We start from the raw sequence: 13,078 nt of genomic DNA on the forward strand, positions 1-13,078 counted from the left end.
AACCATGGGGATGGAGATGATGGCGGGGATGGATCACGATTGTTGCCAGGATACTGATCCAGGATCAGCTGCCGACCACTCCAAAGCCTGCAAAGTGGGCCAGGAGTGTAGAACCGCGAGCACAGTTCAGGTCGAAATAATTAACCCCACGCTCACCTATTCTGCGCCTAGGCCAGTAGATACCTATGCGGTGAGCCTCGTAAACAGGGCGCCTCCTGACCCTTGGCGGCCACCCCGCGCCTGATTACCTCTTAAATTCACCCCATCGTCCTGTTTTGCAGCCGGATGATGGCATGCGCTTGCGCGCTGATTTTTTGAGGAATCATTTCCATGACTCCCCCACGTTACCGATTAGGGATGGCATGTCTGGCCGCTCTGATCAGCCTGTTGTCGACGTTACCGGCTCAGGCTACACCGTTGTCTCTGGAGGAAGCGCTTCAACTTGCCGAACGCAATGCCCCCATCCTCCAGGCCAGGCAAGAGCAAATGACGGCCGCTCGACACGCTGTGATCCCAGCAGGCGAGCTGCCTGATCCACGTCTCAACCTAGGAGTGCAGAACCTTCCTGTTGACGGCAGTGATCGTTGGAGCATGAACCGCGATTTCATGACGATGCAGGTTGTCGGCCTCTCCCAGGAAGTACCAAACCGGGACAAGCGGGAGGCACGAGTTGAGACGGCACGAGCGAGCGTTGAGCGAGCCGATGCAGAGGCGGTGTTCGAGCGCTTAAAAGTGCGTGCTGCCACAGCCCAAGCTTGGGTCGCGGCGTACACCGTTCAACGGAAACTGCAGCAGTTTGAGGACTTCTACAAAGAAAACCGTCTGTTGGCCGCAGCAATCCGCGCACGCCTGGCCGGCGGTACCGGCGCGACGGCCGACGCACTTGCTCCTGACCAGGAAGCTGCGCAACTCGATGAGCAAAAAGATGTTCTGCTCACACAGGCCGCTCAGGCACGGGCTGCACTCAAGCGATGGATTGGAGAGGATGCTGATCCGCAAGCTCAAGCATTTCCGCGCTGGCCAGTGAGCGCGCCGGACTATCTACACGCTATACATGCACATCCAGAATTGGCGACCTACAACGCCCTTACGCGGGAAGCACAAGCTCAAGTGCACCAAGCCTTGGCAGAAAAGAAGTCGGACTGGGGGTGGCAGGTGGATTACCAGCGGCGCGGGCCTGAATTCAGCAATATGGTGAGCCTGCAGGTAAGTTTCCAACTGCCCTTGTTCGCTGGCTCACGGCAGGACCCGATGATCGCGGCACGTCGCGCACAAGTCCGGCAACTGGAGGACGAACAGGAAGCGGCATTGCGTGAGCATAAAGCGCAGCTGGAGACAGATCTTGCGGATTACCAGCGATTGCAGCGAGCAGTGCAGCGCAGCCGTGAAACATTGTTACCGCTAGCGGAGGATCGAGTCCGCCTCGCCCTTGCTGACTATCGAGCCGGTAAATCACCCTTAAGTGAGGTTCTCACCGCTCGACGTCAGCGGGTTGAAACACGACTGCAAGACATCGATCTGCAAGGACAGTTGGCCGCGACAGCTGCACGGCTGCACTTCGCGTATGGAGAGGTGCGCGCATGAGAAATTCAACTATCAGCCTTGTGGTATTGGCCGCGTTGGCTATCGGCGGTGGCGTTGGCTATCAGCTAGCAAAGCGTGGGCAGGTGTCCACTGCCTCCCCTGAAACGCTACAGAAGGTGCTGTATTGGTATGACCCGATGTACCCCCAGCAGCACTTTCCAGCACCGGGCAAGTCGCCCTTCATGGACATGCCACTGGTGCCGAAGTACCAGGAAAGCACCGCTGCTGAGGTGAGCCCCGCAGTTCAAGTTTCACAGGGGCTCCAACAAAACCTGGGGGTCCGTCTGGCTACCGTAGCGAAAGGGCAGCTTGCTCGAACCCTCCAGGTGAGCGGCGTGCTTACCTTCGATGAGCGGGATTTTAGCGTTCTGCAGGCTCGTACCGGTGGCTACGTCGAACGCACCTATGGCCGCGCTACAGGCGACGTGGTTGCCAAGGGCGCCCCATTGGCAGATGTGTTGACGCCTGAATGGGCGGGCTTGCAGGAAGAGTACCTGGCGCTTCAGCGATCTGGGGACAATGAATTGCGCGCTGCAGCTCGGCAACGACTACTGCTGGCGGGTATGCCTGCCGATCTTATCAACCGGATTGACCGTACGGGAAGGGTCCAGAATTCGGTAACGCTCTTGGCCCCAACAGCAGGCGTCCTTCAGGCTCTGGAATTGCGGCCAGGCATGACAATGACACCGGGTGCAACGTTGGCGAAGATCAATGGTATCGCGAACGTCTGGCTTGAGGCCGCAGTACCTGAAGCGCAAGCCCAAGGCCTACAGGAAGGACAGGCAGTGCAGGCGAATCTGGCAGCGTTCCCAGGCGAACCTGTTCCCGGCAAGCTGACCGCATTGCTGGCTGATGCGGATCTGCAAAGCCGCACCTTGCGGCTTCGTATAGAACTGCCCAACCCCGGCGGCCGGTTGCGCCCAGGCATGACCGCGCAGGTTTCCCTCCATCCGTCCGGGCAACAGGATGACAGCCTACTGGTGCCAGCCGAGGCGATCATTCGGACGGGGAAACGCGATCTCGTAATGGCGTCAGAAGACGGAGGTCGATTCCGGCCGGTGGAAGTAGTGCTCGGCCAGGAAAGTGCTGGCCAGGTGGTCGTGCTGCGAGGCCTTCAGGCGGGCCAGCGCGTTGTGGCGTCCGGGCAGTTTCTGCTGGACTCCGAAGCGAGCTTGAAAGGTATCGAGGCCGTTACTGCTGGCGATGCTCCACTTGCGCAACCTGTACAGCCGGCTCTACATCAGGCCAATGGGCGCATCGTTCAAATAGAAGGTAATCAGCTGACCATCGCTCATGGACCGTTCGTGACGCTGGGCATGCCTGGTATGACGATGACTTTCCCTGTGGCAGATCCCCGCTTGATTGCCGGACTCAAGGTTGGCGAACGCATCCGGTTTGGAGTGCGCGAGCGCGATGAAGGCATGGTCATCGAGCAAATAACCCAGCAGGAGAACCAGCCATGATCGCGAACCTGATTCGTTGGTCGGTTGGCAACCGCGTCCTGGTCCTGCTGGCAACACTGTTTGCCGTAGCTTGGGGCGTTTTCTCTCTGCGCAGTTTGCCGATCGACGCGTTGCCTGACCTGTCAGATGTGCAGGTGATTATCCGCACCTCCTACCCAGGGCAGGCACCGCAGATCGTGGAAAATCAGGTGACATATCCCCTGACCACCACAATGCTTTCCGTACCCGGAGCCAAGACAGTGCGGGGCTTTTCAGCATTTGGAGACAGCTTCGTATATGTGTTGTTTGAGGACGGCACAGATCTCTATTGGGCGCGGTCCAGGGTGCTCGAATACCTAAGCCAGGTTCAGTCTCGATTACCGGCGTCCGCTAAGCCAGTGCTCGGACCCGATGCCACTGGTGTAGGCTGGATCTACCAGTATGCGCTGGTGGACCGCAGTGGTACCCATGACCTGGCACAGCTGCGCAGCCTTCAGGACTGGTTCCTGCGCTTCGAGTTGAAAACTCTTCCGGACGTTGCCGAAGTGGCGACGATAGGCGGGATGGTCAAGCAGTACCAGGTAGTGCTCGATCCGCTGCGCATGGCCAGCTTGGGAATCACTCAAGTTGAGGTTTCGGACGCCATCGCCAAGGCCAATCAGGAAACCGGTGGCGGCGTGCTCGAACAAGGCGAAGCTGAGTTCATGGTAAGGGCTTCCGGCTATCTGAAGTCACTCGATGATTTCCGAGCCATTCCCCTGCGCCTGGCTGCGAAGGGTATACCCGTAACACTGGGCGATGTAGCCACTGTACAGCTGGGCCCTGAGGCACGTCGCGGCATCGGCGAGCTTGATGGACAGGGCGAAGCGGTGGGCGGCGTAGTAATTCTGCGCAGTGGCAAGAATGCGAAAGATGCCATCGCTCACGTCAAATCCAAGCTTGAATCGCTGGAAAAAAGCCTGCCTGCCGGGGTCGAGCTGGTCACTACCTACGACCGTAGCCAGTTGATCGATCGTGCTGTGGAAAATCTGAGCCAGAAGCTGATTGAAGAGTTCATCGTGGTCGCACTGGTGTGCGCTGCATTTCTTTGGCATCTGCGCTCATCGTTGGTCGCCATCGTCTCGCTTCCGGTTGGTGTCCTCATTGCCCTGATCGTCATGCGCCACCAGGGCATCAACGCCAACATCATGTCGCTTGGGGGCATAGCCATTGCAATCGGTGCGATGGTGGACGCCGCTGTGGTGATGATTGAGAACGCGCACAAACGGGTTGAGGCTTGGCATACGTGGCACCCTGGAAAGTCGTTGCGTGGCGAAGATCATTGGAAAGTGATGACTGAGGCAGCAGTCGAGGTCGGGCCTGCGCTGTTCTTCAGCCTCATGATCATTACGCTGTCCTTCATACCGGTATTCACCTTGCAGGCTCAGGAGGGAAGGCTGTTTGCGCCCCTCGCATTCACCAAGACTTATGCAATGGCAGCAGCAGCGGGCCTTTCGGTTACCCTGGTACCCGTGCTGATGGGGTACTGGATTCGGGGTCGTTTACCGGCAGAAGAGCGCAACCCACTCAATCGAACCCTGATACGGCTCTATCGCCCAGCATTGGAGATCGTTCTACGCCGGCCAAAGCTCACGTTGGCGGGTGCACTGTTGATTTTGCTCAGCAGTGTCTGGCCCCTGAGCCAGCTCGGCGGCGAATTCTTGCCGCCACTGGATGAAGGCGATTTGCTGTACATGCCGACTGCCCTGCCAGGTCTTTCGGCGCAGAAAGCCTCTGAGCTTTTGCAACGTACGGACCGGCTGATCCGAACGGTACCGGAGGTCGCCAGTGTCTTCGGTAAAGCGGGCCGGGCTGAATCAGCGACCGACCCGGCCCCGCTGGAGATGTTCGAGACGACTGTCCGACTTAAACCGAAGGATCAGTGGCGAGCAGGGATGACCACTGAGAAGCTGATCGAAGAGCTGGACCGTACCGTGCAGGTACCTGGGCTAACCAATATCTGGATCCCACCGATTCGAAACCGTATCGACATGCTCGCAACCGGTATCAAAAGCCCGATCGGCGTAAAGGTTGCCGGCAGCAATTTGAATGAGATCGACCGGGTGACTCTGGCTATCGAGAAGGTGGCCAAAACGGTTCCAGGGGTGACTTCCGCCCTCGCCGAGCGATTAACCGGTGGACGCTACATCGATCTGGATATCGACCGCCAATTCGCAGCGCGTTACGGCCTGAACATTGCTGATGTCCAAGCGATTGTTGCCGGCGCCGTTGGGGGCGAAAACATCGGCGAAACCGTAGAAGGCCTGGCGCGATATCCCATCAGTGTTCGGTACCCACGGGAGTGGCGTGACTCTGTTGATGCCCTGCGGCAGCTACCGATTTACACCAGCCAAGGGGGGCGAATCACACTGGGAACCGTGGCACGGGTGCGTATTGCGGACGGTCCACCCATGCTCAAGAGTGAAAACGCGCGCCCCTCGGGCTGGGTGTATATCGACGTGCGGAGACGGGACCTGTCCTCCGTCGTTGCCGACCTGCGCCGGCTAGTCGATCAGCAGGTGAAGCTCGATCCTGGCATAAGCTTGAGCTATTCCGGGCAGTTCGAATACCTGGAGCGCGCCAATGCGCGCTTAGCATGGGTAGTACCGGCGACGCTGGCCATTATTTTCGTCCTTCTCTACCTCACGTTTGGCCGCCTCGGTGAAGCGCTGCTGATCATGGCTACCTTGCCATTTGCGCTAACCGGCGGCGTATGGCTGCTGTACATGATGGGCTACAACCTGTCGGTGGCCACGGGTGTCGGTTTTATCGCCTTGGCTGGGGTCGCAGCAGAGTTTGGAGTCATCATGCTGATCTACCTCAACAATGCCTGGACTGAACGAAACGGCAACGGTACGCAGGGGCAACCTGCGCTTCTGGATGCTATCCGCGAAGGGGCCGTGCAGCGCATCCGCCCCAAAGCCATGACCGTAGCAGTGATCGTCGCAGGCTTGATGCCAATCCTCTGGAGTAGCGGTACCGGCAGCGAAGTCATGAGCCGGATCGCTGTACCCATGGTCGGCGGCATGCTCACCGCGCCTTTGCTCTCACTATTTGTAATCCCTGCGGCTTACTGGCTCGTCAGGCGCCGCGGACTCGCTGTACACGATAACCCCCAAACAGGAGTAACCCGATGAAGAAGCTACTGATCAGCGCTGGCCTGGTGTTCGCCGTTGCGGCGGCGGTGCAGGCCCAAGACATGTATGGCACGGATATGAAGAATATGCCCATGGAAGGCAACGAGACCCAAGGCAGCCAGGCGGCTCCGACTGCATCGGCTGAGGGAACCATCAAAGCTTTGGAACCAGGTAAAGTTACCTTGGCGCATGGACCAGTATCAGCCCTGAAATGGCCGGCAATGACCATGGGCTTCAGCGCTACCGAGCAGCAACTCAAGGGACTCAAGGTAGGCGACAAGGTCAGCTTCGATTTCCGAATGAATGGGGGCACAGCGACGATCGTAGGCATTCGCAAGCAGTGACGGATTGACTTCTAACCCTGCCTATTAGAGCTGATAGGCAGGGTCATTTAGCCAAACTTTGGAAAAAGTGCTGCCGCAATTCCTGACCGCGCCGCCTTCAGCTCTGTGCCTCGGGACGCTAGTTGGTCTTTGCGCTCTGTAGCCGGGATGCATTCAGATCAGAGTAGTAGCTGACGTTTGAGCAGAGATCTTCGTGCATCACGATCTATATGGGTCGAAAGCGGACAGGGCATCGCAAAGTCATCCAACTGCCTGAGTTATCCGAACGCCAACAAGGATTCCACCGAGCTTGTCGACAAGAAAACCCGCGACAACTCAGAGTGTTATCCGAGCAAACAGACTTTGGATACCCTATTCCCGCTAGAAACACTGCCGCTGAAACCCTCCTGGCATGTAGCTCCTTCGTCCTACGCTTCAGCCTCTATGACCCCCACCCAACCTTTCGCGCAGGTGCGGAACGAACCTAGGCGTAACGCGGGTATAAGCTTCGTAGGCAGCGCCAAACTGCTTGTGCATTTCCCGCTCTTCGGAAACCGCCAAACGCCCGTACATCACCAGCAACACCGGGAACATTGCCAGCGTCAGCAGCGTCGGCCACTGAAGGAGAAAGCCCAGAAGAATCAGCACAAATGCCACGTACTGCGGATGTCTGATCCAGCCATAGGGCCCGACCGTTGCAAGTGAACGGCGGCGTTGCGCGTGATATAGCACGTTCCAGGCGGCAGAAAGCAAATAGAAGCCGAAACCCAGGAATAGGTAACTGGCAATGTGCAAAACACTGAAGTGTGGGTTGCCCTGGTCACCGAGCAACGTCGACCACAGATGGCCGGATTCGTGGGAAAGCAGATCGAGGTTGGGGAACCTGGCCTGCAACCAGCCTGACAACAGATAGATCGTCAGGGGGAAGCCATACATTTCCACAAACAGGGCAACGATGAAGGCCGAGAATGCACCGAAGCTCCTCCAGTCTCTCGCCGTTGCCGGCTTGAAGAAACTGAAGGCAAACATGATGAAGATCGCGGAGTTGATGAAAACCAGCGACCAGAGGCCATACGCGCTTTCACCATGATTCATGATGGATCTCCCGGCTTATGGATATCAGCCTTATCGGAGGGGGCCGGTTTGCTCTGGCCCTGGTGATGGTGTCCCCCATGTCCTCGATGCATGAAGACATGCATCAGCGGACAGGCGAGCAACAACAGATAAGGCAGGGCTCCAACGACATGGGCAAGGTGCTCGGTGAGCAGGAAGTAGACGGCGATCCCACCGATTACCACCAGGCCGATTGCATAGCGTGAACGCCAGAAACTGTGTGGTGAGCCGTTTTCATCGAAGTGAGGGTTCATAGCGACTCCTGGGAAAGGAGATGGGTTACTTCGATGCAGCAGATGGCATGCGGTCCATCATCATCTGCATCATCGACTCCATCATGTCCATGCGCTTTTCCATCATCTGGTGGCGGGCGGCCATATCCCCGCCCATGCCGCCATGCATGCCCCCCATTTCAGGCATGCCACCCTCCATGGACTTCATCATGGCCATGCCATTTTTCATCAGCGCCATATGCTCGGCCATCAACGCCTGACGGGCTTCCGGCGTTTTGGCTGCAGCCATCTTTTCGTGCATGGCTTGCATGGCCTTCATTTGCTGGTCCATCGCCGCCATTTGCCCTTTGTCCATTGGCTGAGAAGGCGTCTTCTCGGTAGCCGCCGCGCTTGGCGCATCGGCCGGGTGATGTGTCGAGTGTTCATCGGTGTTTTGCGCCATGGCGCCCACGGACGCTGCGGCCAAACAAAGTCCGATCAGTAAATTTCGAACGTTGTTCATCATCATCTCCTTAGCACTGTTTTAAAGCCGGATGCCTTGGTCTGGGCGCTAGGCCTCACCTGGCACGACAAGCAAATTACTGCGCCGGCGTGAATGCTCATTTTTCGCGTCGTGCTCGGGTTGTACACCGACGGGCTATTATTGGGCACTCGGCGGCTCGAAGCTGATCCCGTTTGGCCCGGCGCCAACCTTATGGGTAGCAACGACCTTTCGGCTGCTCGTATCGATGACAGATACGGTGCCCGCTTCAATATTGCTGACAAACACATAAGCGCCGTCGCTGCTGATGGCCACACCATGGGCACCCTTGCCGGTGGTCACGGTGCCCAGGCTGCTACGCGTCTGGAGATCTACGATGGAGACTCGGTCGTCCGGATTCTGGCCACTGCCCTGATTCGCGACATAGACCTGGCGACCGTCAACGGTGGCCATCATCTGGATTGGCGTGCGGCCGACATCAACCTTGCTGATCACCTTGCGTCTGGCCGTGTCGATGATGCCAAGCTGATTTGTCGCACTGAGCGAGACGAATGCCAGGCGACCGTCAGGGGCAAAGCCGACCTGGACAGGGCCTTTGCCCACGGGAATCTGCGCGGTTTCTTTGAGTGTGACGACATCGATAAGCGATACGCTGTCGCTCTTCATGTTCGCGATATAGAGTGTCCGGCCATCAGGGCTCAAGCGCAGCCCATGGGGATAACGCCCAGTTGGAATACCGGGCAACTCGATTCGCTGCTCAAGGTCAAATACTCGCACCTGGTTGGCAGCGGAATCGGTCACAAAAGCTCGCAGCCCGGTGACGTCGGTGACCACATGAGCCGGGTGATCGCCTGCCGGGAAGCTGAACGGTGGCCTGTCCAGCGCGCTGGTACTGAACACCAGCAACTGCCCACCGGGCTTTTCACCGCTCGAATGCCCCGCATGTCCAGCCACTCCAACAACCAGAAGCAAGCTGCCGTCGGGCGAAACCTGTAGGTTGTGGGGTGCGATCGGCAAGGCGACCGTGCTCACATCACCTGTCGCAAGATTTACCTGGCTAATGGAAGCGGACCGTTCATTGGCCGTGTAGACGTTACCCGTAGGGTTTGCCATGACCAGCCCCAGAGGGATGAGCAGGGATATCCCCAAGGCCATAGAACTAAACCGCTTGGCAGTCATCATTGTGAATGAGCTCCAACGAGGGGCCGGGGTATGTGAGCCAGGCTGGCCTATACATTTACTCAAGATAAACACCAATCGCGAAGCATTTTCTTGATCAGCGTCAACGTCCACAGCTTGACTCGGCACTGGGTGATCGAAGGCCGTCCATTTCTTGGGGAGTATTGCTGGCTATCCCGACCCGGAGTCAGTCGACATCAGGCTGTATATGAAGAAACCGCGCCATGAAACATGGCACGGCGGCTTGCCATCTGAGCGGTAACGAGACTTAGCGACTGACTTTGGTTGGGTAACCAAGCGCCTGGACCAGTGCACCGACGCGTTCCGCCTCGATGTTGCTTTGGACACTCACTGTACCGGCAGCACGATCAACGATCACCTTCGCGTCGCCATCGGCAGCCTGGATGGCCTTGGTGATCTTGTTGACACAACTGCCACATCCCATACCGGAAACTTCCAAAACGAACATAGCGGGCCTCTCATGCTGGTACGGCTTTTCTCGCCGCATTTACAGCTTCAACCTTGACACGATGACAAGGTCAAGGCCCGGTCAAAGGATTTATCTTCGCCCTGAAATCTTGTCCAACTCCTCTGGCGGCGGCCCCTGCTGCATCACAATTGTCCCTTACGATCTTGGCAGAAGATGGCGGACGTCGCAGTTGCCCGATGTCCTCCATCAGGACCAGATTGGCGCCGAACTCGCGGACATACCCGCTAAGGCCAAAGCCCTAGACAGTCAGTCATATGGATCAGGCGTTGAAACGCTGATGGCGGAACTTCCTCTCATAGGTTGCGGTGTGCCCATTTCAGTCTGTGACTACGCGCTTCAGCCGCAGTGCGTTGAATACCACGGAAGCCGAACTTACGCTCATGGCCAATGCCGCAATCATCGGTGACAATAGATGGCCGGTAAGCGGGTAGAACAAACCTGCCGCCAGCGGTATGCCCATAGCGTTGTAGAAGAATGCGAAGCCCAAGTTTTGACGCATGTTCTTCACCGTGGCCACGGATAGTGTTCTGGCCCGCAGGATGCCCATCAGGTCGCCCTTGACCAGCGTCAACTGGGAGCTGTTCATGGCAACATCGGTGCCAGTTCCCATGGCGATCCCGACATCAGCCCGGGCCAGCGCAGGGGCATCGTTGATCCCATCTCCTGCCATGGCAACCCGGCGCTTATCGCCCTGCAGGAGCGCCACCAGTTGCTCCTTGTCCTCGGGTTTCACTTCTCCGTGGACTTCCTCGATGCCGAGTTGTTTCGCGACCGCACGTGCCGTAGTCAGGCCGTCGCCGGTGGCCATGATGACCTTCACATCTTCTGCCTGTAGCCGGGTTACCGCCTCCTTGGAGGTGGGTTTGACCGGATCGGACACCGCTAGCAGGCCAGCGAGCACGCCATCGACGGCCAAGTACATGATACTCATGCCTTCCAGACGCAGCTGCTCGGCGCGGTCTCGCAACGGACTGGTGTCGAGGCCAGCCTCTTCCATCAAGGTCGTGTTGCCAAGCTGCAGCCGTTTGCCGTTCACCTGGCCACGTACACCGATCCCAGAGCCCGACTCAAACGCCTCTGGCTTGGACAAGCTGTGTCCATGCGCTCGCGCATGATCGACAATCGCATGTGCCAGCGGATGCTCGCTGCCTTGGTCCAGGCTGGCGGCAAGGCGCAAGACTTCGGGTGGCATGAACTGCCCGGTACCGACCACGCTATGAAACACTGGCCGGCCCTCGGTGAGGGTCCCGGTCTTGTCGACGATCAGCGTGTCGATCTTGCAGAGGTTCTCGATAGCACTGGCGTCTCGGAAGAGCACGCCACTGCTGGCAGCCTTCCCGGTAGCGACCATGATCGACATGGGAGTGGCTAGGCCGAGCGCGCAGGGGCAGGCAATGATCAGGACCGCGACCGCATTGATCAGGCCGAAGACCCAGCCAGGCTCCGGTCCGAAAAGCCCCCAGCCGAAGAGCGTGACCAGCGCGACCAGAATCACCCCCATGACGAAATAGCCGGCCACGGTGTCCGCCATCCGCTGCATCGGGGCTTTCGAGCGCTGAGCCCGCGCGACCATCTGCACGATTTGCGAGAGCACTGTCTCGGCGCCGACCTTCTGCGCCGCCATCACAAGGCTGCCGTGGGTATTCAGCGTGGCACCGATGAGTGCATCCCCAGCTTTCTTCATCACTGGCACGGGCTCGCCTGTCAGCATGGATTCATCGATAGCACTTTCGCCTTCCAGGACCACCCCGTCGACCGGCACCTTCTCGCCAGGGCGAACGCGCAGGTGGTCGCCCGTATGCACGTGGGTGAGCGGAATATCTTCCTCCTGACCATCGGCCCCGATGCGACGGGCCGTCTTGGGGGCAAGACCCAGGAGCGACTTGATGGCGGCGGAGGTTTGTGAGCGCGCCTTGAGCTCGAGCATTTGGCCGAGCAACGTTAATGAGATGATGACTGCAGCCGCTTCGAAGTAGACACCGATGCGGCCATCCTGCATGAAAGTCGTCGGGAAAACCTGCGGGAACACTGTGGCCGCAACGCTGTATAGGTACGCCGCAGCCGTTCCCAAACCTATCAGGGTCCACATATTCGGGCTGCGATTACGAATCGATGCGACCCCACGCACGAAAAACGGCCAGCCAGCCCATAGTGTCACGGGAGTGGCCAGAATCAACTCCACCCAATTCTGTGTGGCACCATGCAGCAATTGGAGTTGGTGGGCAGTCATGGCCAACACGGTCACGATGACCGTCAGGGGCAAGGTCCACCAGAAGCGGCGGGAGAAGTCCTTGAGTTCCGGGTTCTCGTCTTCCTCAAGCTCCGGTATTACCGGCTCTAGGGCCATGCCACAGATTGGGCAACTGCCCGGCCCACGCTGGCGGATTTGGGGATGCATCGGGCAAGTGTATTCGGCGTCCGCCGCGTTGCTTGGCTGCGGGGCAGCCGAGTGGAGATGGCCCGCGTGTTCTTGGTCCTGGGGAGGGCTAAGATAATGCACAGGCGCTGCGCGGAATTTCGTCAGGCACTTTTCACTGCAGAAGCGGTATGTCCTTCCCTCGTATAGCTCGAAGTAGCGACTATCCGGTGGCACCGTCATACCGCATACCAAATCGCGCTGACTACCATCCGGTTGCTCATGCGGGTGCGAGTGGTCATGGTCATGGTCATGGTCATGGTCATGCTGGCACGATTCGGTGTGCATGAAGTAGTTCCCTTTGTTGTCCGGTTTGGACGAGTTTTCACCCTTCTGGTGAGAATACCCGCCATGGTTGTGCCCGAAGAGTTGCGTCAGCGGACAGAGCAACAAAATTAAATAACTGTAGTGCCTGTGACAGGTGGCCATAGTGCACGAGCCACATAAAACAGGCCAAATATGGCCAGCATGATCAGTGCAATACCGCCTTTAGTCCGCCAAAAAGGTATTGCCAGATCTGTACCACGGCGATGGGCTCCGTCATGATCAACTCCCAAGCTGGGTGGGAAATATCGGCCGCTGCCGTATTGTCCAGCCTAGACAACATCTCCTTGAACAGCTGTGACGCCAATCAATGCTCC

General features: G+C 58.2%; 10 protein-coding genes. 4 read left to right on the top strand and 6 right to left on the bottom strand.

All coding sequences use genetic code 11. The features are described from left to right. The first annotated feature begins 330 nt into the window (after window positions 1–330). Genes GEV38_RS00105 through GEV38_RS00120 form a run of 4 tightly spaced genes read left to right on the top strand, consistent with a single transcriptional unit; the run spans window position 331 to window position 6,546 of the window. The gene (locus tag GEV38_RS00105; RefSeq protein WP_011953089.1) at window positions 331–1,584 is read left to right on the top strand and encodes a TolC family protein; all 1,254 of its coding nucleotides are present in this window, start codon (window positions 331–333) and stop codon (window positions 1,582–1,584) included. Further along, window positions 1,581–3,047 carry an efflux RND transporter periplasmic adaptor subunit gene (locus tag GEV38_RS00110; protein WP_054572530.1) on the top strand — a complete coding sequence of 489 codons (1,467 nt, stop codon included), beginning with the start codon at window positions 1,581–1,583 and terminating at the stop codon, window positions 3,045–3,047. Before GEV38_RS00105 ends, GEV38_RS00110 begins: the two co-directional genes overlap by 4 nt. Continuing rightward, complete coding sequence (locus tag GEV38_RS00115) at window positions 3,044–6,202, top strand: efflux RND transporter permease subunit (protein ID WP_011953091.1); 3,159 nt, start codon at window positions 3,044–3,046, stop codon at window positions 6,200–6,202. The genes GEV38_RS00110 and GEV38_RS00115 overlap by 4 nt, the downstream gene beginning before the upstream one ends. After that, a complete protein-coding gene (locus GEV38_RS00120) occupies window positions 6,199–6,546 on the top strand; it encodes a copper-binding protein (RefSeq protein WP_011953092.1) in 348 nt (115 codons plus the stop codon). Before GEV38_RS00115 ends, GEV38_RS00120 begins: the two co-directional genes overlap by 4 nt. A 414-nt stretch (window positions 6,547–6,960) precedes the next feature. Here GEV38_RS00120 and GEV38_RS00125 read toward each other — a convergent pair whose 3' ends face one another. The 6 genes from GEV38_RS00125 to GEV38_RS00150 all read right to left on the bottom strand — a co-directional run bounded on the left by GEV38_RS00125 (window position 6,961) and on the right by GEV38_RS00150 (window position 12,866). Continuing rightward, window positions 6,961–7,620: an isoprenylcysteine carboxylmethyltransferase family protein gene (locus GEV38_RS00125; protein WP_011953093.1), complete on the bottom strand. Its 660-nt coding sequence runs from the start codon at window positions 7,618–7,620 to the stop codon at window positions 6,961–6,963. Further along, entirely contained in the window at window positions 7,617–7,892 is a 276-nt protein-coding gene (locus GEV38_RS00130; RefSeq protein ID WP_011953094.1) for a DUF2933 domain-containing protein, read from the bottom strand. The genes GEV38_RS00125 and GEV38_RS00130 overlap by 4 nt, the downstream gene beginning before the upstream one ends. A gap of 25 nt (window positions 7,893–7,917) precedes the next feature. After that, window positions 7,918–8,373, bottom strand: a complete 456-nt coding sequence (locus GEV38_RS00135) for a hypothetical protein (RefSeq protein WP_011953095.1) — start codon at window positions 8,371–8,373, stop codon at window positions 7,918–7,920. Window positions 8,374–8,511: 138 nt separating this feature from the next. Beyond that, on the bottom strand, window positions 8,512–9,534 hold the full coding sequence (locus GEV38_RS00140; RefSeq protein ID WP_011953096.1) for a cytochrome D1 domain-containing protein: 1,023 nt from the start codon (window positions 9,532–9,534) through the stop codon (window positions 8,512–8,514). A gap of 265 nt (window positions 9,535–9,799) precedes the next feature. Continuing rightward, window positions 9,800–10,000 carry a heavy-metal-associated domain-containing protein gene (locus GEV38_RS00145; protein WP_004575963.1) on the bottom strand — a complete coding sequence of 67 codons (201 nt, stop codon included), beginning with the start codon at window positions 9,998–10,000 and terminating at the stop codon, window positions 9,800–9,802. Window positions 10,001–10,337: 337 nt separating this feature from the next. Next, window positions 10,338–12,866: a heavy metal translocating P-type ATPase gene (locus GEV38_RS00150; RefSeq protein WP_135192439.1), complete on the bottom strand. Its 2,529-nt coding sequence runs from the start codon at window positions 12,864–12,866 to the stop codon at window positions 10,338–10,340. Window positions 12,867–13,078 lie beyond the last annotated feature (212 nt).

Source organism: Pseudomonas sp. 13159349, assembly GCF_013305685.1.
GTDB classification, from domain to species: Bacteria; Pseudomonadota; Gammaproteobacteria; order Pseudomonadales; family Pseudomonadaceae; genus Aquipseudomonas; species Aquipseudomonas asiatica.